General features: G+C 70.0%; 23 protein-coding genes and 1 pseudogene. 9 read left to right on the top strand and 15 right to left on the bottom strand.

Annotation, left to right across the window (positions count from 1 at the left end; genetic code table 11):
• Positions 1 to 149: 149 nt before the first annotated feature.
• From xerC to RAB70_RS07250, 6 genes are all read right to left on the bottom strand, one after another.
• On the bottom strand, positions 150 to 980 hold the full coding sequence (gene xerC, locus RAB70_RS07275; RefSeq protein WP_230979400.1) for a tyrosine recombinase XerC: 831 nt from the start codon (positions 978 to 980) through the stop codon (positions 150 to 152).
• 176 nt (positions 981 to 1156) lie between these two features.
• Entirely contained in the window at positions 1157 to 1822 is a 666-nt protein-coding gene (locus RAB70_RS07270) for a DUF484 family protein (RefSeq protein ID WP_148829757.1), read from the bottom strand.
• Positions 1819 to 2676: a diaminopimelate epimerase gene (gene dapF / locus RAB70_RS07265; protein ID WP_148829758.1), complete on the bottom strand. Its 858-nt coding sequence runs from the start codon at positions 2674 to 2676 to the stop codon at positions 1819 to 1821. The genes RAB70_RS07270 and dapF overlap by 4 nt, the downstream gene beginning before the upstream one ends.
• Complete coding sequence (gene lptM / locus RAB70_RS07260; RefSeq protein ID WP_017914634.1) at positions 2669 to 2920, bottom strand: LPS translocon maturation chaperone LptM; 252 nt, start codon at positions 2918 to 2920, stop codon at positions 2669 to 2671. The genes dapF and lptM overlap by 8 nt, the downstream gene beginning before the upstream one ends.
• 61 nt (positions 2921 to 2981) lie before the next feature.
• Complete coding sequence (locus RAB70_RS07255) at positions 2982 to 3362, bottom strand: YbaN family protein (protein ID WP_017910007.1); 381 nt, start codon at positions 3360 to 3362, stop codon at positions 2982 to 2984.
• Positions 3363 to 4078: 716 nt separating this feature from the next.
• On the bottom strand, positions 4079 to 6169 hold the full coding sequence (locus RAB70_RS07250; protein ID WP_192578956.1) for a S9 family peptidase: 2091 nt from the start codon (positions 6167 to 6169) through the stop codon (positions 4079 to 4081).
• 457 nt (positions 6170 to 6626) lie between these two features.
• Between RAB70_RS07250 and RAB70_RS07245 the strand changes: the two genes are divergently transcribed.
• A complete protein-coding gene (locus tag RAB70_RS07245; RefSeq protein WP_148829251.1) occupies positions 6627 to 7838 on the top strand; it encodes a pyridoxal phosphate-dependent aminotransferase in 1212 nt (403 codons plus the stop codon).
• Between the two features lie 38 nt (positions 7839 to 7876).
• A complete protein-coding gene (locus RAB70_RS07240) occupies positions 7877 to 8359 on the top strand; it encodes a GNAT family N-acetyltransferase (protein ID WP_225851666.1) in 483 nt (160 codons plus the stop codon).
• Between the two features lie 162 nt (positions 8360 to 8521).
• Here the strand turns inward: RAB70_RS07240 and RAB70_RS07235 are convergent, their stop codons facing one another.
• Together RAB70_RS07235 and RAB70_RS07230 are read right to left on the bottom strand one after the other, a co-directional pair.
• Positions 8522 to 10627, bottom strand: coding sequence for a prolyl oligopeptidase family protein (locus tag RAB70_RS07235; RefSeq protein WP_148829253.1), 2106 nt, complete (start codon positions 10625 to 10627; stop codon positions 8522 to 8524).
• 67 nt (positions 10628 to 10694) lie between these two features.
• The gene (locus tag RAB70_RS07230) at positions 10695 to 10994 is read right to left on the bottom strand and encodes a hypothetical protein (protein WP_017912049.1); all 300 of its coding nucleotides are present in this window, start codon (positions 10992 to 10994) and stop codon (positions 10695 to 10697) included.
• Between the two features lie 125 nt (positions 10995 to 11119).
• Here RAB70_RS07230 and RAB70_RS07225 point away from each other — a divergent pair, with 125 nt between their 5' ends.
• Together RAB70_RS07225 and RAB70_RS07220 are read left to right on the top strand one after the other, a co-directional pair.
• Positions 11120 to 11707, top strand: a complete 588-nt coding sequence (locus tag RAB70_RS07225; RefSeq protein WP_017912048.1) for a lipocalin family protein — start codon at positions 11120 to 11122, stop codon at positions 11705 to 11707.
• A 243-nt stretch (positions 11708 to 11950) separates the two neighbouring features.
• Positions 11951 to 12367 carry a helix-turn-helix domain-containing protein gene (locus RAB70_RS07220; RefSeq protein WP_017907669.1) on the top strand — a complete coding sequence of 139 codons (417 nt, stop codon included), beginning with the start codon at positions 11951 to 11953 and terminating at the stop codon, positions 12365 to 12367.
• Positions 12368 to 12464: 97 nt separating this feature from the next.
• On the opposite strand, the gene RAB70_RS07215 is transcribed toward RAB70_RS07220, so the two are convergent.
• Entirely contained in the window at positions 12465 to 13436 is a 972-nt protein-coding gene (locus RAB70_RS07215) for a YafY family protein (protein WP_010341069.1), read from the bottom strand.
• Positions 13437 to 13616: 180 nt separating this feature from the next.
• Here RAB70_RS07215 and RAB70_RS07210 point away from each other — a divergent pair, with 180 nt between their 5' ends.
• Entirely contained in the window at positions 13617 to 14411 is a 795-nt protein-coding gene (locus RAB70_RS07210; protein WP_017907670.1) for a YdiY family protein, read from the top strand.
• A gap of 358 nt (positions 14412 to 14769) precedes the next feature.
• Here the strand turns inward: RAB70_RS07210 and hemC are convergent, their stop codons facing one another.
• From hemC to mdoH, 4 genes are all read right to left on the bottom strand, one after another.
• A complete protein-coding gene (hemC, locus tag RAB70_RS07205; protein ID WP_148829254.1) occupies positions 14770 to 15693 on the bottom strand; it encodes a hydroxymethylbilane synthase in 924 nt (307 codons plus the stop codon).
• Between the two features lie 59 nt (positions 15694 to 15752).
• Entirely contained in the window at positions 15753 to 16484 is a 732-nt protein-coding gene (locus RAB70_RS07200) for a LytTR family DNA-binding domain-containing protein (RefSeq protein ID WP_017907672.1), read from the bottom strand.
• A 103-nt stretch (positions 16485 to 16587) separates the two neighbouring features.
• Positions 16588 to 17253 (bottom strand): alpha/beta hydrolase, encoded by a 666-nt coding sequence (locus RAB70_RS07195; RefSeq protein ID WP_017907673.1) that lies wholly within the window; start codon positions 17251 to 17253, stop codon positions 16588 to 16590.
• Between the two features lie 39 nt (positions 17254 to 17292).
• A complete protein-coding gene (gene mdoH, locus RAB70_RS07190) occupies positions 17293 to 19242 on the bottom strand; it encodes a glucans biosynthesis glucosyltransferase MdoH (protein ID WP_043085478.1) in 1950 nt (649 codons plus the stop codon).
• Positions 19243 to 19535: 293 nt separating this feature from the next.
• Here mdoH and RAB70_RS07185 point away from each other — a divergent pair.
• A pseudogene (locus tag RAB70_RS07185) lies at positions 19536 to 20057 on the top strand (isochorismatase family cysteine hydrolase); the annotation flags it as partial.
• Positions 20058 to 20164: 107 nt separating this feature from the next.
• Here RAB70_RS07185 and RAB70_RS07180 read toward each other — a convergent pair.
• The gene (locus RAB70_RS07180) at positions 20165 to 21472 is read right to left on the bottom strand and encodes a nitrogen regulation protein NR(II) (RefSeq protein ID WP_148829255.1); all 1308 of its coding nucleotides are present in this window, start codon (positions 21470 to 21472) and stop codon (positions 20165 to 20167) included.
• A 115-nt stretch (positions 21473 to 21587) separates the two neighbouring features.
• On the opposite strand from RAB70_RS07180, the gene RAB70_RS07175 reads away from it, so the two are divergent.
• Positions 21588 to 21962 (top strand): response regulator, encoded by a 375-nt coding sequence (locus RAB70_RS07175; RefSeq protein ID WP_148829256.1) that lies wholly within the window; start codon positions 21588 to 21590, stop codon positions 21960 to 21962.
• A gap of 65 nt (positions 21963 to 22027) precedes the next feature.
• Here RAB70_RS07175 and RAB70_RS07170 read toward each other — a convergent pair whose 3' ends face one another.
• The gene (locus RAB70_RS07170; protein ID WP_198526560.1) at positions 22028 to 22252 is read right to left on the bottom strand and encodes a hypothetical protein; all 225 of its coding nucleotides are present in this window, start codon (positions 22250 to 22252) and stop codon (positions 22028 to 22030) included.
• Positions 22253 to 22660: 408 nt separating this feature from the next.
• Between RAB70_RS07170 and glgA the strand changes: the two genes are divergently transcribed.
• Together glgA and RAB70_RS07160 are read left to right on the top strand one after the other, a co-directional pair.
• On the top strand, positions 22661 to 24286 hold the full coding sequence (gene glgA / locus RAB70_RS07165; RefSeq protein ID WP_309252730.1) for a glycogen synthase GlgA: 1626 nt from the start codon (positions 22661 to 22663) through the stop codon (positions 24284 to 24286).
• A complete protein-coding gene (locus tag RAB70_RS07160; protein WP_148827651.1) occupies positions 24283 to 26529 on the top strand; it encodes a 1,4-alpha-glucan branching enzyme in 2247 nt (748 codons plus the stop codon). Before glgA ends, RAB70_RS07160 begins: the two co-directional genes overlap by 4 nt.

Genomic DNA, 26529 nt, shown 5'->3' with positions numbered 1-26529 from the left:
CGTTCGGGGCGGCGCGGCGGCAGCGGAAAGGTTTGGCCATCGGTGAGCCCTTGCGACTTGGGAGGACAGTGTCCTCCCGCCTTTGCCGACTCGCCTTGATCCAGAACAAGCGCGGGTGCGATGGCAACCGTGCGGTCGCGATGCGGCGCTCAGGACTTGCGCTTGGCCCGCGGGTGCGATGCGTCGTAGACCTTGGCCAGGTGCTGGAAGTCCAGATGCGTGTAGATCTGCGTGGTGGCGATGTCGGCATGGCCGAGCAGTTCCTGCACGCCGCGCAGGTCGCCGGAGGATTCCAGGATGTGGCTGGCGAAACTGTGCCGCAGCATGTGCGGATGCACGTGCTTGAACAGGCCCTGGCGCCCGGCCAGTTGCTTGATGCGGATCTGCACCGCGCGCGCGCCGATCGGCGCCCCGCCACGGCCCGGGAACACCGGCGCGGCAGCCTCGCCCCGGCTTTCCTCGCGCCACGCCAGCAACGCGGCGCGCGCATGCGAGCCGACCGGCACCAGCCGCTGCTTGTTGCCCTTGCCCAGCACGCTCACCATGCCGGCGACGAAATCCAGATCGCGCCAGCGCAGCGCGCACAGTTCGCTCAGGCGCAGGCCGGAGGAATAGAACAGCTCCAGCAGCGCGCGGTCGCGCAGGCCCAGCGGCGCATCGGTCGGCACCTCGACCAAGCGCACCGCCTCGTCGGCGTCGAGCACCTGCGGCAGTTTGCGCGGCGCCTTCGGCGCGCGCAGTGCCGCGGCCGGGCTGCTGGCGATGTGGCCGTGCTTGAGCAGCCACGCATAGAAACTGCGGCACGCAGACAACCGCCGCTGCAGGCTCTTGGGCGACAGCCCGCGGCGGTGCTCGGCGGCGATGAAGTTGCGCAGTTGCGCGGCATCCAGCGCGGCCGGTTCGCCAAGCAGGTTGGCGGCCGCCCACGCCTCCAGCGCCGCCAGGTCGCGGCGGTACGCGTCCAGGGTATGCGCGGACATGCGCCGCTCGACCTGCAGGTAGGCGAGGAACCGGGACGCGGGACCCGGGACCCGGGACCCGGGAGACGTGGCCTCGCTTGCGGTGACAGCAGTGCCCTGCCCGGCTTGGTGATCGGCAGCGCCGGTTCCGGCGCTGTCCCGGGCCCCGGGTCCCGGATCCCGAGTCCCGGCCCCACTCATCGCTGCAACGCCACCGCCAGCGCCTCGCCCATCATGCGCAGGAACAAGGTACCCATGCCGGGATAGAACCGGTTCGGGTCGCGGCTGCCGACCGCGATCAGGCCCAGGCCGGGCAGCGGCAGCAGCGCGGTGGATTGCACTTCGTCCACGCGCTCGCCGTACAGCAGCGCCTGCTTTTCCGGTTGCAGGCGGCCGCAGATCGGCTCGCCGTCCTTCAGGCAATCGCGGAACGGCGCCAGCCGCGGATCGTCGGCCGCCAGCACCTGCAGCCACGGCGCCGGTTCCAGGCCGGGCAAGGGCTGCAGCAGCACGATGCTGACCAGGTCGCCCTGGAAATCCTCCTGCAGCGACGCGGCCATCGCGCGCACGCTGTCGGCGGCGCTGTGCTGGCGCATCAGCGCCAGGGTCAACTGATGGGTGCGCACCGCCAGCCGCTCGTTGACCTGCGCGTTGGCGGCCAGGTCGGCCAACCGCCGCGACAGTTCGCGGTTCTTGTCGCGCAGCACTTCCAGCTGGTAGCTGGCCAGCGACGCGGTGGGACCGTCGTCGCGCGGTACCACCAGGGTCAGCGCCAGGTCGGGAAACTGTTTGAGGAAGCCGGGATGGCGCCGCAGCCACGCCGCCACCTCGTGCGCACCGAGCTTGTCGTGGCTGTCGCTCATCGGATCCATTCTCCATCGAAGACGAACGTCGCCGGCCCGGACATCACCACCGGTGCGGTGTCGTCCGGCCATTGCACGCGCAGCTCGCCGCCCGGCAGGCTGACGCGCACGTCGCGCTCGACCCGGCCGCGCTGCATCATCACCGCGGCCGCCGCGCAGGCGCCGCTGCCGCAGGCCAGCGTCTCGCCGACACCGCGCTCGTACACGCGCAGGCGCAGGTGGCCGCGGTCGATCACTTGCACAAAGCCGACGTTGACCGAATCCGGGAACGAGGCGTGCTGCTGCAGCAACGGCCCCAGGCGTTCCACCGGCGCCGCATCGACCAGGCCCACTTCCAGCACCGCGTGCGGGTTGCCCATCGACACCGCGCCGAAGCGCACGCTGCCGCCCTGCAGCGGCAGCACATACTCCTCGCGCGCACGCGGGAAGCCGACCAGCGGCACGTCCTCCGGGGCGAAGCGCGGCACGCCCATCGCCACGGCGAATTCGCCGGTGGCGCTACGGGTGATGTGGTGGCTGCCGGCGGGGCTTTCGATGACGAAATCGTCCGTGGCCGGCGCACTGCCGTCGCGCACCAGCCAGGCCGCGACGCAGCGTGCGCCGTTGCCGCATTGCCCGGCGGCGCTGCCGTCGGTGTTCCAGATGCGGTAGCTGGCGACCGCCGCGGCGTCGCGCGGCGGTTCGATGGTCAGGATCTGATCGCAGCCGACGCCGAAGTGGCGGTCGGCCAGGCGCACCGCCAGTGCGGCGTCCGGCGGCGGGGTGCCGTCGCGCAGGTCGAGCACCACGAAATCGTTGCCCGCGCCCTGCATCTTGCTGAAACGCAGGCGCGCGTCGTGGCGGGCCTCACTCATTCCCATTGGTGGGCATGGTGGTGTCGTTTGCCGGCGGGCGCTGCCCGTCCACCGGCTGTGCCTGCCCGGCGGGATCGGTGGTCGCCGGCGGCGTCGCATCCGGCGCGGGCGTGGCGGGCGCGGCTTCCACCGGCACCGGCTTCTGCGGCATCACCAGCGGACCCTTGTTGCCGCAACCGGCCAGGGCCAGCAACGCAGCGGCGGAGAGAACGAGACGGATCGGAGAAGAGGACGATGTGCTCATCCGCCGAGTATAGCCACACCGGCATGAACCGGCTGTGCCGCGGTCGCGTGACGCGGCGCGCTCACGCGCGCGGCGGTTCCGGCCGCCACCACAGCCACAGCGCCACCGCGCTCATGCAGCCGATCGCCAGCACCTGCACCCACAGCCGGTGCACGAACAGCAGCAGCACCAGCGCGCATGCGGCCATGGTCAGCGTCGCCATCCACTTGCCGCGGCGGCTGACCGCGCCATGCCGTTCCCAGTCGCGGATGCTGCGGCCGAAACGCGGATCGCGCAGCAGACGCCGGCGCAGCCGCGGCGAACCGCGCGCGGCGGCGTAAGCGGCAATCAGCACGAACACCGTGGTCGGCAAGCCCGGCACGAAGATGCCGACGATGCCGGTCGCCAGGCTGGCATAGGCCAGCAGCCACCAGGCCCAGCGGAAACGGGAGTGCGTGCGCATGGCGGCATGATAAGCCTGCGCTGGCGCGGGCAGGTGGCGACCACCCGCCGACGCAACCGAGGTAGCCGTGCGGCAGCGGCTGTGGGAGCCGCTCCGGCCGCGATGGAAGAAGCCACCGGTGCGTCCGACTCTTTGCAGTCGGGACTGAAGTCCCTCCCACAAGGCATTGCCAATGCCGTCAGCGCTGCTGCATGGCATGGCGCACAGCCCATCGACCCTTCAGGTCCGAATCGGCCGCCATGCTCACTGTGGGAGCGGCTTCAGTCGCGACGCGCGAAGCCACTGGTGCATCTGATCTGATTGCAGTCGGGACTGAAGTCCCTCCCACAAGGCATTGCCAAGCCGTCAGCGCTGCTGCATGGCATGGCGCATCCGCCATCGACCCTTCAGGTCCGACTCGGCCGCCATGCTCACTGTGGGAGCGGCTTCAGCCGCGACGCGCGAAGCCGCTGGTGCGTCTGATCTCACAGCAGTCGGGACCGAAGCCCTCACACAAGGTATTGCCAATGCCGTCAACGCTGCTGCATGGCATGGCGCACCGCCATCGACCTTCAGGTTCGACTCGGCCGCCATGCTCACTGTGGGAGCGGCTTCAGCCGCGACGCGTGAAGCCACAGGCCATCCGCCATCCAACCAAACATCGGGATGGGCCGGCGTCACGCCAGCCCCTCACCTGCGCATCGGCCAGCCCGCAGGCCGGCCGATGCGCATGGCCCTCACTTGGTCGGCTGCTCCACGCCCAGCTGGTCCAGCATGAAGGCATAGGACTCGGCCATTTCGCGGTAGCGACGGAAGCGGCCGGACTTGCCACCGTGGCCGGCTTCCATGTTGACGCGGAACACGATCGGCTGGCTGCCGGTGTCGTTCTCGCGCAGCTTGGCCACCCACTTGGCCGGCTCCCAGTACTGCACCTGCGAATCCCACAGGCCGGTGCCGACGTACATCGCCGGGTAGGCCTGGCGGCTGACGTTGTCGTAGGGCGAGTAGCTGAGCATGTAGTCGTAGTACGCCTTCTGCTCCGGATTGCCCCACTCGTCGTACTCGTTGGTGGTCAGCGGGATGCTCGGGTCGAGCATGGTGGTGACCACGTCCACGAACGGCACCTGCGCCACCAGCACGCGGTAGTCCTTGGGCGCCATGTTCGCCACCGCGCCCATCAGCAGGCCGCCGGCGCTGCCGCCGGCCGCGGCGACGCGATCCGGTGCGGCGTAGCCCTGCTGCACCAGGCCGCGGGTGACGTCGATGAAGTCGGTGAAGGTGTTCTTCTTGTGCAGCAGCTTGCCCTGGTCGTACCAGTCGCGGCCCATTTCCTGGCCGCCGCGGATGTGCGCGATGGCGTAGACCACGCCACGGTCGAGCAGGCTCACCACCGGCAGGTTGAACGCCGGATCGGTGGACATGCCGTAGCTGCCGTAGGCGTACTGGTACAGCGCGGCGCTGCCGTCCTTCTTGAAGCCCTTCTTGTAGACCAGCGACACCGGCACCTTGACCCCGTCGCGCGCGGTCACCCAGACGCGCTCGGTCTGGTACTTGCTTGCGTCGTAGCCGATCACCGGCTGCTGCTTGAGCAGCTTGCGCTCGCCGGTGCGGGTGTTGAGTTCGTAGGTGGTGGCCGGGGTGGTCAGCGAGGTGTAGCTGTAGCGCAGCCACGGCGTGTCCGGCTCGGCATTGATCGACAGGCCCATCGAGTACGCCGGCTCGTCGGCCTTGACGTATTCCTCCTTGCCGTCGGCGAAGTGCAGGCGGATCCGCTCCAGGCCGTCGGAGCGCTCGGCGATGGCGGTGAAGCCGTCGAACAGTTCGAAGCCGTCGATGAACACCTTTTCGTCGTAGGGCAGCCAGCTCTGCCACTGGTCGCGCGAGGTAGCACCATCGGGCGCGGTCATCAGCGCGTAGTTCTTGGCCTTCCAGTTGGTGCGGATCACCCAGCGGCCGTCGAAATGATCGGCGTGGTACTCGACGTCGCGCTCGCGCGGCGCCAGCACGGTGAAGCGCTGCGGATCGGCGGCCGGCGCATAGCGCTGCTCGGAGGACACGGTGCTTTCGACGCCGATGACGATGTACTTGTCGTCGCGGGTGCGGCCCACGCCCATGTAGAAGCTGTCGTCCTTCTCCTCGTACACCAGCGCGTCCTGCGCAGCGGGCGTGCCGAGCACGTGCTTCTTGACCCGCACCGTCAGCAGCGTCTCCGGGTCGTTCTCGACGTAGAACAGGGTCTTGTTGTCGTCGGCCCACACCACGTCCGGCGACACGCCGGGGATACGGTCGGCATAGACCTCGCCGGTGTCCAGGTTCTTGAAGCGCACCACGTACTGGCGACGGCCGACGTCGTCCTCGGTCCAGGCCAGGATGCGGTTGTCCTGGCTGACCGCCGCGTCGCCGACGCTGAAATAGCCCTTGCCGGCGGCCATGGCGTTGACGTCGAGCAGGATCTCCTCCGGCGCCTGCATGCTGCCCTTGCGGCGCGCCTGGATCGGGTAGTCCTTGCCGCTCTCGTAGCGGGTGTAATACCAGTAGCCGCGCTCGCGGTACGGCACGCTGCTGTCGTCCTGCTTGATGCGCCCGACGATCTCCTCGTACAGCCGGTCTTCCAGCGGCTGCAGCGGCTTCAGCACCTGGTCGGCGTAGGCGTTCTCGGCGTTGAGATAGGCCAGCATCTGCGGGTTCTTGCGCGTGTCGTCGCGCAGCCAGTAGTAGGCGTCCTGGCGAACGGCGCCGAACGGCGCCTTGACCGCGTGCGGTTGCTTGGCCGGATGCGGCGGGGTCGCCGCGGCGGCGGAGGCGGAGGAAGCGAAGGAGGCGGTCATGAGCAGGACGAGGCTCGCTAGCAAGGGGCGGTGAGGCATCTAATGGGGCTCCGGCGGCAGTAACGCAACGGGACGCGCCGCCTTGGCCGGGCGGCGGCAGCGGGCGGGCGCCGCGCAGTGCCGGCCGAGTCTCCCTGCAACGCTGCGCCGTGGCAAGCGTGCCGAGGCAGTGCGGCCTGTGACGCAGGGCAATCGGCGGGCCGTGGTGCCGCGATGGCATCGCGGCGGGCAGCCGTGGCCAGCGAAGCCGAATGGCGCCGCATCGCACGGCACACGACCGATCACCAGGAAAGCAACGCCAGATGCACGGGGGTGCACGGCCCCGACCCACGCCCGATTCGCCCAGGTCCAGCGCCCATCCCGGGTCGCGCCGCCACAGCCACCGCGCAATCTGCCGGACCTCGCCGACTGGACGCGGCTAACACGCTCGGGAACACGCTCCTCTATCATCGGCCGCATGGCTTCCCTTCCCGGCGACACCCTCAGCGCCTCACCCGCCGCGTCCGGCTACAGCCGGCGCAGCCGCGAGATCGAACCCTTCCACGTGATGGCCTTGCTGGCCCGCGCCAACGAACTGGAACAGGCCGGCCACGACGTGATCCACCTGGAAATCGGCGAGCCGGACTTCACCACCGCCGCGCCGATCGTCGCCGCCGGCCAGGCCGCGCTGGCTGCCGGCCATACCCGCTACACCGCTGCGCGCGGCCTGCCGGCCCTGCGCCAGGCGCTGGCGGACTTCTACCGGCAGCGCCACGACGTCGACCTGGATCCGGCGCGCATCCTGATCACCCCCGGCGGCTCCGGCGCGCTGCTGCTGGCCAGCGCGCTGTTGGTCGATCCCGGCCGCCACTGGCTGATGGCCGACCCCGGCTACCCGTGCAATCGCCACTTTCTGCGCCTGGTCGAAGGTGCCGCGCAGTTGGTGCCGGTCGGTCCGGACAGCCGCTACCAGCTGACCCCGGAGCTGCTGCAGCGGCACTGGAACGCGGACAGCGTCGGCGCGCTGGTGGCGTCGCCGGCCAATCCCACCGGCACCGTGCTGTCGCGCGCCGAACTGGCCGCGCTGTCGCAGACGCTGCACGCCCGCGGCGGGCACCTGGTGGTGGACGAGATCTACCACGGCCTCAGCTACGGCATCGACGCGCCCAGCGTGCTGGAAGTCGACGACGACGCCTACGTGCTCAACAGTTTCTCCAAGTACTTCGGCATGACCGGCTGGCGCCTGGGCTGGCTGGTGGCGCCGCGCGCGGCGGTGCCGTCGCTGGAGAAGCTGGCGCAGAACCTGTACATCAGCGCGCCCAGCATCGCCCAGCACGCGGCGCTGGCCTGCTTCCTGCCGGAAACGCTGCAGATCCTGGAAGCGCGCCGCGCCGAATTCGCGCAGCGCCGCGACTACCTGCTGCCGGCGCTGCGCGCGCTCGGCTTCCGCATCGACGTCGAGCCGGAGGGCGCGTTCTACCTGTACACCGACGTGTCGGATTTCACCGACGATGCGCAGGCGTTCTGCGCGCACTTCCTGGAAACCGAGCACGTCGCGTTCACTCCGGGCGTGGATTTCGGCCGCCATCGCGCCCGCCAGCACGTGCGCATCGCCTACACCCAGAGCCTGCCGCGGCTGCAGGAGGCGGTGGCGCGGATCACGCGTGGGCTGGGGCGCTGGGCGCGCTGAGGCGACCAGCGGCGGGGGAGACGCGAGTGAAGCCAGCCTTGCTCATCTATCGCGAAGCCATCGAATCCGATCTGGCTGCCATCTGCGCGCTCGGCGAGGAAGTGAACGCTGTCCACCATGACGCGTTTCCCCACATCTTCGCCGGCCCAGGCGAGGCGGACCGCGACGTGGCGCACTGGAAGCGCAGCATCGGCCAGGACAATGCCACCACCATCGTCGCCGAAGCGCAGGGCGTCCTCGTCGGTTTCGTCACGGTCGGCATGGTGTCGGAATCGCACTCACTGCTGCAGCCCATGCGCTTCGGCCGGGTGGGCAGCGTGGGCATCACCCAACGCCATCGCGGCCAGGGGATCGGCCCGGCGCTGATGCAGCGTGCGCACGAGTGGGTGGCGCTGCGCGGCGGTGTCGAAATGCGCCTGAATGTCTGGGCCTTCAACACCCACGCACTACAGGTTTACGAAGAACTGGGTTATGACGTCCGTTCGCTGACCCTGGTCAAGTCGTTGGCCGACGGGGCCTGAGCACCCGCTGCGGCGACGACCTGAGATCACCTTGAGAACGCGGACAATGCCGGCTCGATCGTGACGCAACGCGACGCATTGCGCGCAGGCTCGACCGCTCATTGGATGGCGCGCCAGGCCAGGAGATGGTCCGCGCCCCAGCCGGGACGCGGACCACACCACTCACTTGGACAGCCGCTCCCACAGGAAGCTGTACGCCAGCGCCTGCATGTGCGCCGCCTGCGCATTGTTGGCCGCGCCGCCATGACCGCCTTCGATGTTCTCGTAGTAGGTCACGTCCTTGCCGGCATCGATCATCTTCGCCGCCATCTTCCGCGCATGGCCCGGGTGCACGCGGTCGTCGCGGGTCGAGGTCAGGAAGATCACCGGCGGATAGGTCTTCTTCGGATCGAACAGGTGATACGGCGAGAAGGTCTGGATGAACTTCCAGTCGTCGGTGTCCGGGTTGCCGTACTCGGCCATCCACGAGGCGCCGGCCAGCAGGTGGCTGTAGCGCTTCATGTCCAGCAGCGGCACCTGCACCACCACCGCGCCGAACAGCTGCGGGTACTGCATCAGCATGTTGCCGGCCATCAGCCCGCCGTTGCTGCCGCCCTGCACGCCCAGGTGCTTGGCCGAGGTGATCTTGCGCGCGACCAGGTCCTGCGCCACCGCCGCCATGTCCTCGTAGGCCTTGTGCCGGTTCTGCTTCAGCGCCGCCTGGTGCCAGCGCGGACCGTACTCGCCGCCGCCGCGGATGTTGGCCAGCGCGTACACGCCGCCTTGGTCGAGCCAGGCGCGGCCCAGGCTGCCGGAGTAGAACGGGGTCATCGAGATCTCGAAGCCACCGTAGGCGTACAGCAGGGTCGGCGCGCTGCCGTCGGCCTTGAGCTGCTTGGGCCGGACCAGGAAGTACGGCACCTTGGTGCCGTCCTTGGACACGGCGAAGTGCTGCTCGATCTCGTCCTTGGACGCGTCGAAGAAGCTCGGCATCGCCTTCAGCGTCTCGATGCTCTTCGGCCCGCGCTGCACGTCGGCCAGCATCAGCGTGGTCGGGGTCAGGAAGTCGGTGGAGGTCAGCCACACCTGGTCGTTCTCGTCGGCATCCACCGCATCCACGCTGGTGCTGCCGAAGGCCAGGTCGCCGACCGGGAACGCTGCACGCGCCCATTCGCCCTCGCCCGGGGTCAGCACCCACAGGCGGCTCTTGACGTCGTCGAGCACGTTCAGCACCAACCGCGACTTGGTCCAGGCGAAGGACGCCAGCGACGCGGTCTCGGTGGGCGCGAACAGCACCTGGAAGTCGCGCTTGCCGGCCATGAAGTCGTCGAACTTGGTCACCAGCAGCGCACCGGCCGGGTAGGTCGTGCCGCCCACCGTCCACGGATCGCGCAGTTCCAGGGTCAGCCACTGGCGGTGGACGCCCTTGTTGGCCGAGTTGGGCACGTCGATCTTGGTCAGGCGGCCGTCGGCGCCGCGCAGGTACATCTCGTCGTTGTAGAAGGCCAGCGTGCGGCTGACGAAATCGCGCTCGTAGCCGGGCGTGTCGTCGTGCATCGCGGCGATGTACATGTCGTCCGGCTTGCCCTCGTAGACCAGGGTGGCGCTGGTCATCGGGGTGCCGCGCTTCCACTGCTTGACGATGCGCGGGTAGCCGGAGCTGGTCAGCGAGCCGGGGCCGAAGTCGGTGTACAGGTAGACGGTGTCGGCATCGATCCAGCTCAGGCCGCCCTTGGCCTCGGGCCGGAAGAAGCCGTCCTTGATCCACTGCTTGGTGCTCAGGTCGAACTCGCGGGTGACGTCGGCGTCGGCGCCGCCGCGCGACAGCGCGATCAGGCAGCGGCGGTACTCCGGGCGCAGGCAGTTGGCGCCATGCCACACCCAGTTCTCGCCCTCGGCCTTGTTCAGCGCGTCCAGGTCCAGCACCGTCTCCCACTTCGGCTCGGGCTTGCGGTACTCATCGAGCGTGGTGCGGCGCCACAGGCCGCGCTCGTGGGCGCGGTCCTTCCACAGGTTGTAGTAGTACGGGCCGATCTTCTGCACGGCCGGGATCTTGGCGTCGGAATCCAGCACCTCGCGGATGCCGGCCTCGCGGGCCTTGAAGGCGGGGGTCTCGGCCAGCCGCGCCTCGGTCTTGGCGTTCTGCGCCTTGACCCAGTCCAGCGCCTTGGTGCCGGTGACGTCTTCGAGCCAGGCGTAGGGGTCTTGGGGCATCGCGGTTTCCTTGGCCGCGGCGGTGCCGGCGGCGAGCAGGCCGGCGATCAGGCAGGCGTGTGCGAGTGAGGACATGTTCGGATCCGTGGAAGGACAGCGCCGCACCGTAGCACGCAGCATCGCCGCCCTCCCCTGCCGAAGGTCAGGCCGGGCGCGCGGTCCGCAGCGCCGGCCGGCGCCGCCGCGCCTGCGCCCGCGGCCTGGCCCGCCACTGCCCCCACAGACGCCGCAGCGGCGGCAGCGGGAAACGATGCAGAGCCCACCAGGCACTCAACGGCATGCCCAACAGCCACAGGGGCCGCCAGCCCAGCCATTCGCTGTGGCCGCGCGCGGCCGGCCACACCAGGACCAGGGCCAGCCCGGCCAGGATCGCCTGGCGCAGCAGGCGGCGCAGGCCCGGGTGCGGGACGTGGGTGCGCGGGGAGGACGGAACGATCGGCATGACGGCAGCTCCTGGAAGTCGAGGCGCGCAGGTTGCCGCCACGACATCTCAGGGGCTGCGACGCACCATTGACATGGCGCACGCGCATACTTCACTGGCGTTCGCCCTTCGCCCCGGAATCTCCTATGCGCCTGCTCTCCCTGTTCGCTTCCGTGCTGCTGCTGGGCATGGCCGTCCCGTTGCCGACGGCCCGCGCCAAGGCGCCGGACCCGGAGCAGGAACCCGCGCAGCCGCCGATCGACCTGCAGCGCTTCATGGGCCGCTGGTACGTGATCGCCCACATCCCGTACTTCGCCGAGCGCGGCCACGTCGCCAGCAGCGACGAGTACACCCTCAAGGAAGACGGCAAGATCGCGGTGCGCTACGAGTACCGCAACGGCTTCGACGAGCCGGTCAAGGAGCTCAACTCGCGCGCCACGGTCAAGGAAGGCACAGGCAACCGCCGCTGGACCACCTGGTTCTTCAGAATGGTGCCCACCAAGTACCGCATCCTGGAAGTGGCGCCGGACTATTCCTGGGCGCTGATCGACTATCCGGGCCGCGATCTTGCCTGGGTGTTCGCGCGCTCGCCGAACATGAGCCACAAGCAGTACCGCGAACTGGTCGACAAGCTGGACCACCAGTACGGGGTCAACATCGACAAGCTCAAGCGCGTGGCGCAGCGCCGCGACCAGGTCGGCAAGCTCGGCTTCGAAGTGCCGAACAAGCCCTGAAGCAATTCCCGTCGCAGCCGGCTGCGACGCGGACGACCCGATCCGCATTGCGCTGGGCCGGCGCGCGCCGCGCGCCCGTGTGCCGTTCGGGCCACATCAGGCCCCTTACTGCGACCATCCAACGCCACCACGCCGCCGCACCGGGCATGGTCTGCACCGGCACCACGATCATCCTTCGCTCAGCGAAGCACCCGGCGCGGCCCGTATGATCGGGGCGCCCTCCCCCACAGACAGGTGCACCGCTTGGCCAGCGTCCTCTCCGAACCTCTCGACGAAGCACCGCGCGGCTGCGCGGACGCGACCCAGCTGCGCGGCCAGGTATTCGCGCAGAACTGCCCGTCCCGGGCCGTGCTCAGCCACGTCACCAGCCGCTGGGGCGTGCTGGTGCTGGTCGCCCTGCGCAAGGGCACCCATCGCTTCGGCGACCTGCGCCGCAGCCTGGAAGGGGTCAGCGAGAAGATGCTGTCGCAGACCCTGCAGGCACTGGAAGCGGACGGCCTGGTGCAGCGCACCGCCTATCCCGTGGTGCCGCCGCACGTGGAGTACGACCTGACCCCGCTCGGCGAGGAAGCCGCGGCGCACGTGCACGCGCTGGTGGACTGGATCGAACGCAACATCGGCGTGATCCTGGGTGGCGGCGCGCCACTGGATGCGGCGTAGGCGTCGACCTCCAGGCTGCGACACGCATTGGCGGTAAAGCCGCGGTCGCGGCTGGAGCCGCTCCGACGCGGGCTATTGCAGCGCGCGCGGCGACGCCTCAGTCGTCGCTGTAGTTGCTCAGCGCCAGCGACAGCAGCGCCTTGGCCTGCTCGCGTAGCGAGCGCGGCTCGACGATCTCCGCATCCGAGCCGTAGTGCAGCACGTCCATCAGCAGTTCGCGCGAGACGCTGTAGGGCACCTTCAGTTCGTAGCGGCCATCGGCCAGGAACCGGCCCTGCTGCTTGGAATGCCAATGCTCGTCGGCGACCCAGCGCGCGGCCTTGGGGCTGAACACGATGGTGGCCCAGCCCTTGGGCGCGCCGGAGAAGATGCCGTAGCTGGCCGCCAGCTGCGAATCCAGTTCGGCGTCGGCCACGTCCTGCGCCGGCTGGTCGAGCAGGCGCGCGTGGTTGATGCGGTCCACCGCGAAGCTGCGCACCGCGTCGCGACCATGGTCCCAGGCGTCCAGGTACCAGTTGTCGCGGTAGTGGGTGATGCGCTGCGGCGACACCGTGCGCTTGGTCGATTCGTCGGTGGAGCGGGCGCGGTAGTCGAAGGACAGGCGCTTGCGCTCCAGCACCGCCGAGGCGACGGTGCGGAAACTGGCTTCGTCGAGCTTGCGGCCGCGGTGCGGGATCACCCGCACCCGCTCCACCGGCCAATGGGTCGCCCCGGCCTGGGCGGCGAGCAGGCTCTCGATGCGCTGCTGCAGCGGCGCCAGCACCGAGGACAGCACCCCGCCGCCGGTGCGCGCCAGCAGTTGCTGCGAGGCCAGCAGCGCGTGCAGTTCCTCCGAACTCAGCCACAGCCCGGGCAACTCGAACCGGTCGCTCTCCCCGGACTCGTAGCGGAAGCCGGCCTCGCCGTCGCCCTCCACCGGCGCCATCAGCGCATCGCGCAGGAAGGCCAGATCGCGGTAGACGGTGGCGCGGGAGCAGCCCAGTTCGTCCTGCAGCCGCGCCACCGTCACCGGGTAGCGTGCGGACTTGAGCAGGCGGTGCAGTGCGTTGATGCGTTCGTAGCGGTCCATGGCCCCGATTATGTCTGAGTCGACGGCGGAAAACGCCTGCCTGGCGCGGCAGCCGGCTGCGCGCCCGAACCGCCGATGAAGCCGGCGCCCGGGGCCGGCCAGGGTGTCATGTGGATCCGGTATGATGAAATCGTTTCCATTTCGTTAGCCGAAGGCTGCGTCCTCATTCCCGGAGAAGCCATGTCCCGCCGTGCCACCCTCGTATCCGCCATCGCTTTGTTGCTGCTGAGCACGTCCCCGGCCTGGGCCGCCGACGTCGCCACCTCACCGACGGCCACGGACCCGGCCAGTTCGCCGTGGAGCGGATCGGGCGAACTGGGCTTCGCCTCCTCGCACGGCAACAGCACCAACGAAAGCCTCAACGGCCGGCTCAAGGGCCAGTACGTGGACGGCGACTGGATCCACAGCCTGGACCTGCTCGCTCTGCACGCCAGCGCCGAGTACACCGACACCAATCCGGACGGCACCACCTCGCGCAAGCGCCAGACCACCTCCAACCGCTACACCGGCAGCGCCGGCAGCGCGCTGCAGCTCGGCGAGCACCGCCAGCTGACCGCCTCGCTGCGCTACGAGCGCGACGACTTCGCCACCTACGACCGCCTGGCGACGATCGGCATCGGCTACGGCACCCGGATCATGGACGGCGACCGCCGCAGCATCGACGTGCAGATCGGTCCCGGCGTGCGCCGCGCCCACGACGTGGTCGAGGACCGCACCGAAACCGGCCTGATCGGCCGCGGCCTGGTCGACTTCAAGTACGGCCTGACCAGCAACACCGAACTGGGCAACACCCTGCTGGTCGAGTCCGGCGCGTACAACACCTTCGCACAGAACGACCTGGGCATCTCGGTGAGCATGAACGAGCGCCTGGCGCTGAAGGCCGGCTGGCAGGCGCGCTATAACAGCGACGTCAGCGACGACAAGAAGAAGACCGATACCTTGACCACGATGAATCTGGTCTACAAGTTCAAGTGAGCCGGGATTGGGGAGAGGCGGCGCGGCGCGGCGCGACGCCGCAGGGCTGACCCGTTGATTCGCTTCTCGCAGGAACCGCTGCAGCCGCGCCCCGCCAGCACGGCACGCAATGGCGTTGGCGCGCAGGGACCAATGCACCTCACCTGCAGGAGCGGGGTCAGCCGCGACAGGCTTTCCCGGTAACGCCTATCGCGGCTGCAGCCGCTCCCCCACGCGCGCAACCGGCACTGCCGGGATCTGCACTGTGGGAGGGACTTCAGTCCCGACGACGGAGGGTGTCAGTCCGCTTTCGGCTTCGCTTGTCGCGGCTGCATGACAGGTGACCGCCACCGTCGCTGGCGCGGCACTGCGCACGCCCTCAGGCCGGCAGATCGACATCCAGCAGTTCGCGCGCGCCGGCACCCAGCAGGGCCTCGGCCACGGCCTGGCCCAGCGCCTGCGGATCCTGCGCACTGCGCTGCAGGTCGGCGCGCACCAGGCGCCCGTCGGCGACGCCGCCGACCAGGCCCTGCAACAGCAGGTCCTCGCCGCGCCATTGCGCGAAGGCCGCCACCGGCACGTGGCAGCTGCCGTGCAGGGCGCGGTTCATCGCCCGCTCGGCCTCCACGCAGATGCGGGTCGGAGCGTCGTCCAGCGCGGCGAACAATGCCAGCGCGGCACTGGCGTCCTCGCGGCATTCCACCGCAATGGCGCCCTGCGCCGGGGCAGGCAGCCAGTCCGGCGCCTGCAGACGCTGGGTGATGCGCCCCTCCAGGCCCAGCCGCTGCAGGCCGGCGCAGGCCAGCACGATGCCGTCGTAGCCGCCGTTGTCGAGCTTGGCCAGGCGCGTGTTGACGTTGCCGCGCAGATCCAGCAGTTCCAGGTCCGGGCGCCGCGCGCGCAGCTGCGCCTGCCGCCGCAGCGAGGAGGTGCCGACGCGCGCGCCGAGCGGCAGCGCGTCCAGCGAGGCGTAGAGGTTGGAGATCAGCGCATCGGCCGGATCGGCGCGCGGCAGGATCGCCGGCAGCACGAACGGCGGATCCAGTTCCATCGGCACGTCCTTGAGCGAATGCACCGCGCAATCGGCTTCGCCGCGCAGCATCGCCAGCTCCAGTTCCTTCAGGAACAGGCCCTTGCCGCCGATCGCCGCCAGCGAGCGGTCCAGGACTTCGTCGCCGCGGGTGCTCATCGGCACCAGCACCACGTCCAGGTGCGGGTGCGCGCGGCGCAGGCAGGCGGCGACATGCTCGCTCTGCCACAGGGCGAGCGGACTCTTGCGGGTAGCGATGCGCAGGATCTTCATGCGCGCATTATCGCGGAAAGCCGGCGTCCGCCGCTGCACGCGGGCGCCCCCGGGCGGCGTCAGCGCTGGTGGATCTCCTTGCGCAGCTGCGCCACGCAGCGCCGGCTGACCTCCAGCGGCTGCTTGCCATGGCGCAGCACCGCCTGCACCTGGCCCTCGCCGAGCCGGCGCAATTCCACCAGTTCGTGGCGCGCGACCAGGCAGTTGCGGTGGATGCGCACGAAGCGCTCGGCGAACTCCTCCTCCAGCGCGCGCAGCGATTCCTCGATCAGGTCCTCGCCGCGCGCGTGGTGCACGACCACGTACTTTTCCTCGGCCTGCAGGTAGTGGATGTCGTCCACCGGGATCAGCCGCAGGCTGCCGCGCAGGCGCGCGCACAGGTGGGTGCGGCGCTGCGGGGCCGGCGCCGCGGCGTCGCCGTTGCCGCGTCCGGCCATGAAGGTACGGGCGCGCTGCAGGGCCGCGGCCAGGCGCTCGGCGCGCACCGGCTTCATCAGGTAGTCGATCGCCGCCGCCTCGAACGCGGACAGCGCATGCGCGTCGTAGGCGGTACAGAACACCACGGCCGGGCGCGGTTCGAAGGTGGCCAGGTGGCGTGCGGCCTCCAGGCCGTCGAGACCGGGCATGGCGATGTCCAGCAGCACCAGGTCCGGCTGCGCCGCGGCGCAGGCGTGCAGCGCGTCCATGCCGTTGTCGGCTTCGGCCACCACTTCCACGCCGGCATGCGCGGCCAGCAGCGTGCGCAGGCGTTCGCGCGCCAGGGGTTCGTCGTCGGCGATCAGCACCTTCACCCAGACCTCCCTCACTCGACTGGCGTGCGCTGCGGCCGATACTAGCCCTGGTTCTGCACGCCCGCCATCGGCATCGCACCATGCCGCCACGCGGCCGCTGCAATCAGCTGCCGGCGAGGCAGGCGTCCATCCAGTCGCCCAGGTCGGCGATTTCCTCGGCGCAGACCTGGTGCGCCATCGGATAGCGTCGCCACTGCACCGGCATGCCCAGCGCCTGCAGGGTCTGCGCGGTACGCTCGGCGTACGTCTGCGGGATCACCGGGTCGCCCTGGCCATGCGCCATGAACAGCGGTTGCCGCAGGGCCGCCGGGACGTGCCAGTTGGCGACGCTCTCCAGTTCCGGCAGGTAGGTGGACAGCCCGATCAGGCCGGCCAGCGGCCGTTCGCGGCGCAGGCCGGCGGCCAGGGTGATCGCGCCGCCCTGGGAAAAGCCGGCCAGCAGCAGGCGCTCGGCCGGCACGCCGCGCGCGTCCTCGCGCGCGATCAGTTCCTCGACCTGCGCCACCGATTCGGCGACGCCGGCACTGTCGGCGCGGTTGGAGAAGTCCATGCTGACGATGTCGTACCAGGCGCGCATGCGCACGCCGTTGTTGACCGTCACCGGCCGCACCGGCGCGTGCGGGAACACGAAGCGCAGCGCCGGCCAGTGCGGCCGCACCAGTTCCGGCACCAGCGGCGCGAAGTCGTTGCCGTCGGCGCCCAGGCCGTGCAGCCACAGGACGGTCCAGCGCGGCGCGGCGCCGGTCTCGTGTTCCACTGTCTCCAGCATGTCGGTTCCCGATGAATGAGGCCGGATAGTATGCCGGCCTCAGCCCTGGGCCTGCGCCTCGGCCTCGGCCCGGCGTGCGGCGGCCTCGCGGCGCAGTTCGGCGGCACGCAGCAGCACCGCTGGCGGCTGCGACTCCTCGGGAATGGCGAGGATGCGCAGCTTGCGCAGCCACAGGCCAGCGGCGCGCGAGGAGCTGATCGCCACCACCGGCACCGCCAGCGCCATGCCGATCACCACCGGCGCCATCCATGCCGCCAGCGACGGCGACACGGCATAGGCCATGCCGCCCATCAGCAGGCCGAACGCACTCAGTCCGCCGTAACTGCGCAACAGCGCCGACCACGAAATGCGCCCATCGTCGCGCTGCTGCGCGTCCCAGCCCGAGTCCTTGCCGGCCAGCACCTCGGCCACGCCGCGCGACTGCACGTACATCACCACCGGCGCCATCAGCGCGGCCAGCAGGGTTTCCAGCAGCATGCTGGCGAAGGCGCGCAGCCCGCCGCCGCAGCCGCGGCGTTCGCCGGGCTTGAGCAGCATCGCGAAGTAGCCCATCACCTTGGGCGCCAGCAGCACGAACATGGTCACCGCGAATACCCAGGCCACCCGCGTGGAGTCCTGCTGGTGCCAGTAGCGCGCCGGCGAGAACGGCGAGATCACCGAGGCGACCAGGTCGAAACCGCCGTTCTGCAGCGGAATGGCGATGCCGATCAGCATCAGCATGCCCCACATCGGTGCGGTGAAGTAATGACCGATGCCGATCAGCATGTGCATGCGGCTGACCCAGTGCAGGCCGCGCGCGCGCACCACCTTGGAGTGCTGCAGGTTGCCCTGGCACCAGCGGCGGTCGCGCACCAGCAGGTCGGTCAGCGTCGGCGGGCCTTCCTCGTAGCTGCCCTGCAGGTACGGCACCATGTGCATGGCCCAGCCGCCACGACGCATCAGTGCCGCTTCGACGAAGTCGTGGCTGAGCACGTGGCCGCAGAACGGCTTGCGCCCGGGCAGCGACGGCAGGCCCGCCTGCGCGGCGAAGGCCTCGGTGCGAATCATCGCGTTGTGGCCCCAGTAGTTGCTTTCCGCCCCGTGCCACCAGGCCACGCCGAAGGCGATCACCGGGCCGTAGACGCGCCCGCCGAACTGCTGCATGCGCGCGAACAGGGTGTTGCCGTTGACCACTTCCGGCAGGGTCTGGATCAGGCCGACGTCGGGGTTGGCCTCCATGCCGGCAGCCAGGCGCACGATGCTGTCGCCGGTCATCAGGCTGTCGGCGTCCAGGATCAGCATCTGCGGATAGGCGCCGCCGAAGCGGCGTACCCAATCGGCGATGTTGCCGGCCTTGCGCCCGGCATTGCTGGCGCGGCGCCGGTAGAACAGGCGGCCTTGGCCGCCGACGCGCTCCACCAGCTCGGCGTACACCTTCTCTTCTTCCGCGCCGATGGCCGGGCGCGTGGTGTCGCTGAGGATGAAGAAATCGAAGCGCTCGATCTGGCCGGTGGCCGCCACCGACTCGTAGATCGCCTGCAGGCCGGCCATCAGCCGGTGCGGATCCTCGTTGTAGGTGGGCATCAGCAGCGCGGTGCGGTTGCGCACCTGCGGCAGCGGCGCGTCCGGATCGATGCCGAGCTTGCGGCCCTTGCCGAACACCAGGGTGAAGAAGCCGGCCAGCGCGCTCACGAACGACAGCGCGATCCAGGCGAACAACGGGATGAACAGCACCATCAGACAGGCTTCGAGCACGCTCACGCCGCCGATCACCAAGACCTTGCCGATCAGCCAACTGGCGTAGGCGGTCATCGCCGCGGTGGTGCCGAACACGTAGAAGCGCCGCCAGCCGATCCCGACCGGGGTGCTGGGCAGGCGCGTGTTGCGCAGTTTGCCTTCCTGCAGCGACTGCAGCGGCATGGCCAGCGGCGCCTCGGGCGGCAGGACCGCGTGGCCGGCATCCAGGGGAGCATCGACGTGCACGGCCGGTGTGGGGGCGACCGTGCTCATGCGATCCGCCGACCGCGTCCGGCGCCGTAGCGCCATCGGGAAGTGCCGCGGGCGGACGGCACGGCGGATGCCGCCGCGGCCACGCGCGCCTGGTTGTGTTCGCCAGTTGGTACCACGTGCTCTCCTGTCGACGGGCAAGGACGCCGGTCAATGTAAACCCTAAATAGTAAGCTTTCGCGAAGGTGGCCAGCGGCGGCGCCGAGGTGGCGCCGGCCGATCCGTTCAGCCATGCCGCCGTCACCTGCGCTCACCCGCGTTTCACCCGTCGCGCCGACCATGAAGCCAGTCCGGCAATGGAGGATCGACGCATGCGCCAGCCCGCCCGGCGACGCACAGGCACCCAGCGGCAACCCGCGACGCCGCACGGAGCGCCGGCGCTGCTGATCGTGGACATGATCAGCCGTTTCGACTTCCCGGACGGCGCACGGCTGGCGGAGGCCGCACTCCCGGTGGCCGCGCGCATCGCCCAGCTCCGCGCGCGCTTCCATCGCCGCGGCTGGCCGGTGCTGTTCGCCAACGACAACTTCGCCGACTGGCGCACCGATTTCGAAGGCCTGTGGACGCTGTGCGCTGACCCGAAGCAGCGCGGCGCACGCATTGCCGCCTGCCTGGCGCCGCGCCCGCAGGACTACTACGTGCTCAAGCCCAAGCACTCGGCCTTCCTCGGTTCGGCTCTGGCCCTGCTGCTGGCGCGGCTGCAGACCACCCGCCTGCTGGTCACCGGCATCGCCACCGACGCCTGCGTGCTGGCGACCGCGATCGATGCGCGCATGCGCGATTTCCAGGTGCAGGTGCCGCCCTCGTGCTGCGCGGCGCTGGATGCCGGGCGCCAGCAACGTGCGTTGCAGGTGCTGCGCGAGGCCTTCGCGGTGCGCATCAGCGACCGGCTGCCGGCGCGCGCAGGCGGAGCGGATGAGCGGGGTTACTCCACCGTCGACACCGGCATCGGGTCGGCGCCCTCGCCCTCGTCGCCGAGCGGCCGCGCCACGAACGGGAACGCCAGGGTGATGGTGGTGCCGCGTCCCAGTTCCGATTCGACGTCGACGAAGCCGCCGGCCTGGCGCACCAACCCATAGACCTGGGCCAGCCCCAGGCCGGTGCCCTTGCCCTCGGGTTTGGTAGTGAAGTACGCCTCGAACAGGCGCGACTTGACCGCATCGGACATGCCCTCGCCCTGGTCGCTGACCGCCAGGGTCACGTAGCGGCCGGGCTGGCGCATCGCCGCCGCGCGCGACGGCGGCACCTCCAGCGCGCCGCAGCGGATCGTCACCGCATCGCCGGGGCGACTGGCGTCGCGCGCGTTCAGGGCCAGGTTCATGACCGCCTGCTCGACCGCGTTGCGGTCGGCATAGGTCGTGGTCACCTCGGCACATGCGAGCAATTGCAGGCGCATCTCGCCGCCCAGCGCCTGCGCCAACAACGGCTGCATCTGCGTCACCAGCGCGTTCAGGTCCAGCCAGATCGGCTTGACCGGGTGCGCGCGGGCGAAGCCGAGCAGGCGCCGGGTCATGCCCGCGCCGTGCTGCAAGGCCTCGTTGGCGATGGCGAGCAGCCGTTGCTGGTCCGGCTGCAGGCGCTGCGGATGGTCGGCGACCATGCTCACCGAGGTGATCGCCGTATGCAGCATATTGTTGAAGTCGTGGACCACGCCGGCAAGCATCTGCCCCACCGCCTCGCCCTTCTGCGCCTGGGTCATCGCGCGCTCGGCCACGCGCTGCGCGGCCAGGGCGATGTCCAGTTGCCCGCGCAGCTGCGACTGCTCGGTCTGCCAGCGATGGCCCAGCGCAGCGGCATCGTCGGCGTCCATCGTGTCGCCCCGGCCCTCGATCGGGGCGAGGTGACCCAGCGCGCGCAGGGCCTGTTCGACCTGGTGCTGCTGGGTGACGTCGCGGCTGATCACCAGCACGCTTTCCACCCGCGCCGAGGCGTTGGCCAGCGGACTGACCATCACGTGCCACCAGCGCCGCCGTCCATCCAGCGACGGGCGCTCCGCCCAGAATTCACGCTGCTCGTTGCCCAACGCCGCAGCAAAGGCGCCCTGGGTCAGCGAGCGCATGTCCTCGGGCCACAGCTCGACCCAGTTGTGGCCGACGACGTCGGCGGGGTCGGACACGCCGAGCAGGGCCAACCCGTGGGGATTGATCGAGCGCACGACGCCGTCGCGGCCGACTTCCTTGATGCAGTCGTGGGAGAGCTCGACGATCTGCCGATAGTGGGCGTGCGTGGTCAAGCTGCGTCTCGCAGTAAGTAAGGTCGAGAATATCGGGATTTGCGGGACGTCACCAGCGCTTCACCGACGAATCGTGAAGCTGCAGTGGATTATTTATTAATGCGATCCCTGCATTATGCGCGTCACCTCCGCCTCCACCACCATTCTTCTGGTGGAGGACGACCAGACGATCCGGGAGTTGGCCGCCGCCATGCTGGCCGCCGACGGCTACCGGGTCCTGTCGGCGGCGACCGCGCAGGAAGCACTGGCGGTGCTGGAACGGCATCCGGACGTGGCGTTGATCTTCAGCGACGTGCAGATGCCGCGCTGCGACGGCTTGAGCATGGTGCGCCAGTTGCGCCGCCGCGGCATCGTCACCCCGGCCCTGCTGACCTCCGGCATGCACGCACCGGAACCAGGGATGCTGCCGGAGCACACCGGCTTTCTGCCGAAACCTTACCGCCGCACCGATCTGCTGGCGGCCTTGGATCGTCTGCAGACCGGAGCCTGAGCGGGGCGCCATCCCATACCGCTTCACCGCGGCAATCGCACCCGGCAGATGGCCGGCCAGCGAACTCAGGCGAAGACCAGCTTTCCGTACCGTGCCGAACGGATCGCGGCCAGGCGCTCGGCGACGAAATAGGCCCCAGCGTTGGCATCGCGGAAATACACGCCGTCGAACGCATGCCGGCCGAGCACCGCCCCATCGTGGCCACTGATGCAGATCTGCGGCTCGAGCACGCCATCCGGGCACGCACGCAGCAGCCCGTCGAGGACGAAGCCGTCCAGCTCGCGGCGCATCTGCGGTTTCAAGACTGTCATGAGCACACTGCACCATAGACCGCATGAAGCTCGCACAACGGAGGTGGCGACCACGGTCGCACAGGGAGCGCGGCACGTGTCCGGCAACGGAAGCTAAACAATTCATTCGCACGTGCAACGCGATCCATGCTTGCGGCGTCTGACGTTCGGCAAATCCACTATGCGCCGCACTCTCCATTTCGCCGTAGACAAGCGCGCGCTTCACGCCTCTTTTATCGCGCCATTTGTACTTTGCTCGTGCATTATCGCACTGCAACATCGCCGTTCCGTTTCGACGCTGCCGTGCCTCTTTCTTCGTTTCGCGTCGCGCGCCCGCCAGGACGCGCGTCGGCAGTCGCTTTCCGCTTTTCGTGTGCCCCGTCCTCCCCCTTCCCAGACGGAACCGCCATGTCGCCCCCCACCCCCGCCGACCTGACCGACAGACAACGCGATACCCATCCGGTGCTGCATGCGCCGCGCCGCCGCTACCGCGATGCGCGCGGCCGCTTCGTCCGCAATGCCGAGGTGACCGTCAAGCTGCACCCGGCGCCGCGCCGGACCAGCCTGTTCGTGACCTCCGAGATGGCCGACTTCATCAAGGCCGGCGGCCTGGGCGACGTGGCCGCGGCCTTGCCGCGCGCGCTGCGCGGCAGCTGCGACATCCGCGTGCTGATCCCGGGCTACCCGGCGGTGCTGCGCACGACCGGGCCGCTGGAGATCGTCGGCCGCATCGCCGCACATGCCGGGCTGCCGGATTGCGCGCTGGGCCGGGCCGAGCGTCCGGATGGTCTGTGCGTCTACGTGCTGCTGTGCCCGCAGCTGTTCGAGCGGCAGGGTTCGCCGTACGTGTGCAGCGAAGGCCGCGACTGGGAAGACAACGCGCTGCGCTTCGCCACCCTGTCCCACGCTGCCGCGCAGATCGCCGGCGGCCAAGCCGGGCTGGACTGGACGCCGGAGCTGCTGCACCTCAACGACTGGCCGTGTGCGCTGGCCGCGGCCTACGTGCGCTGGTCCGGCGGCCGCACGCCTTGCCTGCTGACCATTCACAACCTCGCCTACCAGGGGCTGTTCCCGTATGCGATGGCCGGCGCCCTGGGCATCCCCGCCGAGGGCCTGCAGGACCTGGAGTTCTACGGGCAGATGTCGTTCCTGCGTGCCGGCATCGTCCACGCCGACCATGTGAACACGGTCAGCGTCAGCTACGCGGCGCAGATCACCGGCCCGGCGCAGGGCTGCGGCCTGGACGCGCTGCTGGCACGGCGCGCTGCCAGCGGCCGCCTCAGCGGGATCGTCAACGGCATCGACGCCAGTTGGGACCCGCGCACCGACACGCACCTGCCGGCGCACTTCGGTGTCGGCCAGATCCAGGGCAAGCGCGAGAACGCGGCGCAGGTGCGCCAGGCGTTCGGCCTGCTCGACAGCGACGGTCCGCTGTTCGCGGTGGTCTCGCGGCTGGTGCACCAGAAGGGCCTGGACCTGATCTGCGAGGTGGCGCCGCAGATCGTCGCCGCCGGCGGCCAGATCGTGATCATCGGCGGCGGCGAGCCGCAGATCGAGCAGGCGGTGGCGGCGCTGGCGCGGCGTTACCCCGGTCATGTCGGCGCGCACATCGGCTTCGAAGAGCCGCTGGCGCGGCGCATGTTCGCCGGCTCCGACTTCCTGCTGATGCCCTCCCGCTTCGAGCCCTGCGGTTTGAGCCAGATGTACGCGCAGCGCTTCGGCAGCCTGCCGATCGCCCACGCCACCGGCGGCCTGATCGATACGGTGGACGACGGCGTCACCGGCTTCCTGTTCGAGGAAGCCTCGGCCGACGGCCTGCGCCGCTGCCTGCAGCGGGTGTTCCGCACCTTCCGCCTGCCGGGTCTGCTGCAGGCGATGCGTCGCGCGGCGATGCTGCGGCCCAGCGGCTGGGAGTTGGCCGGGCGCAAGTACATGGCGCTGTACGAGCGCACCGCCGCCACGACCGCCGGCAACATCCCGGCCGCGGCCAGCGCCACGGTGTCGGCCACCGCGAGTGTCATGGCCGCCGCATGAGCGATCGGGAACACGCCGTGGACCCGGCCGCCGGCGGGGACCCGGCGGCGGACACGGAAGACGACGGCGACGGCCTTGCCCTGCAGGCACTGGCACGCGGCGAGGCGATCGATGCGTTCGCCTGGCTTGGCCCGCATCCACAGGCCGACGGCACGGTGCGGGTGCGTGTGCTGGCGCCGGGCGCCGAGGCGCTGGGCCTGCTCGATGCGCAGGGCAAGCTGATCGCGCGGATGCGTGCCCACCCGCAGGCCGATGGCCTGTTCGAGGGCGAGCTGAAGCAGCCCACGCCCTATCGGCTGCGCATCGTGTGGCCGGACGCGGTGCAGGAATGCGACGATCCCTATGCCTTCGAGCCGATGCTCGATCCGGCCTGGCTGCAGGATCTGGCCGCCGGCGACGGCGCCGCCCTGCGTACCGCGCTCGGCGCGCATCACGCCCGCGTCGGCGAGGTGGAGGGCGTGCGCTTCGCGGTGTGGGCGCCGCAGGCCAGGCGGGTGGCGCTGGTCGGCGACTTCAATGGCTGGGACGCGCGCCGGCATCCGCTGCGCCTGCATCCGGAGGCCGGGGTCTGGGAACTGTTCGTGCCCGGGCTGCACGGCGGCGAACACTATCAATACGAATTGCAGGCCGCCGACGGCAGCGTGCTGCCGCGCAAGGCCGATCCGGTGGCGCGCTGCAGCGCCCTGGCGCCGTCCACCGCCTCGGTTGTGCCGTACGCCGACAGCCACACCTGGGGCGATGCCGCCTGGCTGGCGCAGCGCGAGGCCCAGGCCGGCAGCGCGCAGCCGCTGAGCGTCTACGAGCTGCATGCCGGCTCCTGGCGCCACGACGGCAACGGCCAGCCGCTGCACTGGGATGCGCTGGCCGCCGAACTGATCCCCTACGTGCGCGGGCTCGGCTTCACCCATATCGAGCTGCTGCCGATCGCCGAGTACCCGTTCGGCGGCTCCTGGGGCTACCAACCGCTGGGCCTGTACGCCCCCACCGCGCGCCACGGCGACGCCGACGGCTTCGCGCGCTTCGTCGATGCCTGTCACCAGGCCGGCATCGGCGTGCTGCTGGACTGGGTCGGCGCGCACTTCCCCGACGATGCGCACGGCCTGCAGCGCTTCGACGGCAGCGCCCTGTACGAACACGCCGACCCGCGCGAAGGCGTGCACCGCGAGTGGAATACGCTGGTCTACAACTACGGCCGCCCGGAAGTGGTGGCTTACCTGATCGGCAGCGCGCTGGAGTGGATCGAGCGCTTCCACGTCGACGGCCTGCGCGTGGATGCGGTGGCGGCGATGCTGTACCGCGACTACGGCCGCAACGCCGGCGAGTGGATTCCCAACGCCCATGGCGGCCGCGAGAACCTGGAGGCGATCGCCTTCCTGCGCCGGCTCAACGACGAGATCGCGCAGCGCTTCCCGGGCGTGCGCACCATCGCCGAGGAATCCACCGCGTGGCCGGGTGCGACCGCGCCCACGGCGCAGGGCGGCCTGGGCTTCAGCCACAAGTGGAACATGGGCTGGGCGCACGACACCCTGCGCTACCTGCAGCGCGATCCGCTGCACCGGCAGCACCACCACAGCGAGATGAGCTTCGGCCTGGTGTACGCGTTCTCCGAGCATTTCGTGCTGCCGCTGTCGCACGACGAGGTGGCGCGCGGCAAGGGCTCACTGCTGGCGCGCATGCCCGGCGACGCCTGGCAGCGCTTCGCCAACCTGCGCGCCTACCTGGCCTTCATGTGGGCGCATCCCGGACGCAAACTGCTGTTCATGGGCTGCGAGTTCGGGCAGTGGCAGGACTGGGACCACGACCGGCCGCTGGACTGGGTGCAGGCGCAGCAGCCCGAGCACCGCGGCGTCGCGCGCCTGGTCGCCGACCTCAACCGGCAGTTGCGTGCGTTGCCGGCGCTGTACCGCAGCGACCGCAGCAGCGACGGCTTCGAATGGAGCATCGCCGACGATCACCACAACAGCGTCTTCGCCTTCGTCCGCCACGATCGCGATGACGATACGCCGCCGCTGCTGGCGGTGAGCAACTTCACGCCGACCGTCCACCACGATTACCGCGTGGGGGTGCCGCGTGGCGGACGCTGGCGCGAGATTCTCAACAGCGACAGCGGCTATTACGGCGGTTCCAACCAGGGCAACGGCGGTGTGCTGTCGACCCTGCCGCATCCGATGCACGGGCATGCGCAATCGCTGGCGCTGACCTTGCCGCCGCTGTCCACCCTTTGGCTGCAACCGGACCTTTGA

It is taken from the genome of Xanthomonas sontii, from assembly GCF_040529055.1.
GTDB classification, from domain to species: Bacteria; Pseudomonadota; Gammaproteobacteria; order Xanthomonadales; family Xanthomonadaceae; genus Xanthomonas_A; species Xanthomonas_A sontii.
This window is presented reverse-complemented; position numbering and strand designations above follow the sequence as displayed.

Bases quoted from the DNA above. Each gene is read 5' to 3' on its own strand.
- xerC (WP_230979400.1), bottom strand. From the start codon at position 980: ATGTCCGCGCATACCCTGGACGCGTACCGCCGCGACCTGGCGGCGCTG.
- RAB70_RS07270 (WP_148829757.1), bottom strand. From the start codon at position 1,822: ATGAGCGACAGCCACGACAAGCTCGGTGCGCACGAGGTGGCGGCGTGG.
- dapF (WP_148829758.1), bottom strand. From the start codon at position 2,676: ATGAGTGAGGCCCGCCACGACGCGCGCCTGCGTTTCAGCAAGATGCAG.
- lptM (WP_017914634.1), bottom strand. From the start codon at position 2,920: ATGAGCACATCGTCCTCTTCTCCGATCCGTCTCGTTCTCTCCGCCGCT.
- RAB70_RS07255 (WP_017910007.1), bottom strand. From the start codon at position 3,362: ATGCGCACGCACTCCCGTTTCCGCTGGGCCTGGTGGCTGCTGGCCTAT.
- RAB70_RS07250 (WP_192578956.1), bottom strand. From the start codon at position 6,169: ATGACCGCCTCCTTCGCTTCCTCCGCCTCCGCCGCCGCGGCGACCCCG.
- RAB70_RS07245 (WP_148829251.1), top strand. From the start codon at position 6,627: ATGGCTTCCCTTCCCGGCGACACCCTCAGCGCCTCACCCGCCGCGTCC.
- RAB70_RS07235 (WP_148829253.1), bottom strand. From the start codon at position 10,627: ATGTCCTCACTCGCACACGCCTGCCTGATCGCCGGCCTGCTCGCCGCC.
- RAB70_RS07230 (WP_017912049.1), bottom strand. From the start codon at position 10,994: ATGCCGATCGTTCCGTCCTCCCCGCGCACCCACGTCCCGCACCCGGGC.
- RAB70_RS07225 (WP_017912048.1), top strand. From the start codon at position 11,120: ATGCGCCTGCTCTCCCTGTTCGCTTCCGTGCTGCTGCTGGGCATGGCC.
- RAB70_RS07215 (WP_010341069.1), bottom strand. From the start codon at position 13,436: ATGGACCGCTACGAACGCATCAACGCACTGCACCGCCTGCTCAAGTCC.
- RAB70_RS07210 (WP_017907670.1), top strand. From the start codon at position 13,617: ATGTCCCGCCGTGCCACCCTCGTATCCGCCATCGCTTTGTTGCTGCTG.
- hemC (WP_148829254.1), bottom strand. From the start codon at position 15,693: ATGAAGATCCTGCGCATCGCTACCCGCAAGAGTCCGCTCGCCCTGTGG.
- RAB70_RS07195 (WP_017907673.1), bottom strand. From the start codon at position 17,253: ATGCTGGAGACAGTGGAACACGAGACCGGCGCCGCGCCGCGCTGGACC.
- mdoH (WP_043085478.1), bottom strand. From the start codon at position 19,242: ATGAGCACGGTCGCCCCCACACCGGCCGTGCACGTCGATGCTCCCCTG.
- RAB70_RS07175 (WP_148829256.1), top strand. From the start codon at position 21,588: ATGCGCGTCACCTCCGCCTCCACCACCATTCTTCTGGTGGAGGACGAC.
- RAB70_RS07170 (WP_198526560.1), bottom strand. From the start codon at position 22,252: ATGCGCCGCGAGCTGGACGGCTTCGTCCTCGACGGGCTGCTGCGTGCG.
- glgA (WP_309252730.1), top strand. From the start codon at position 22,661: ATGTCGCCCCCCACCCCCGCCGACCTGACCGACAGACAACGCGATACC.
- RAB70_RS07160 (WP_148827651.1), top strand. From the start codon at position 24,283: ATGAGCGATCGGGAACACGCCGTGGACCCGGCCGCCGGCGGGGACCCG.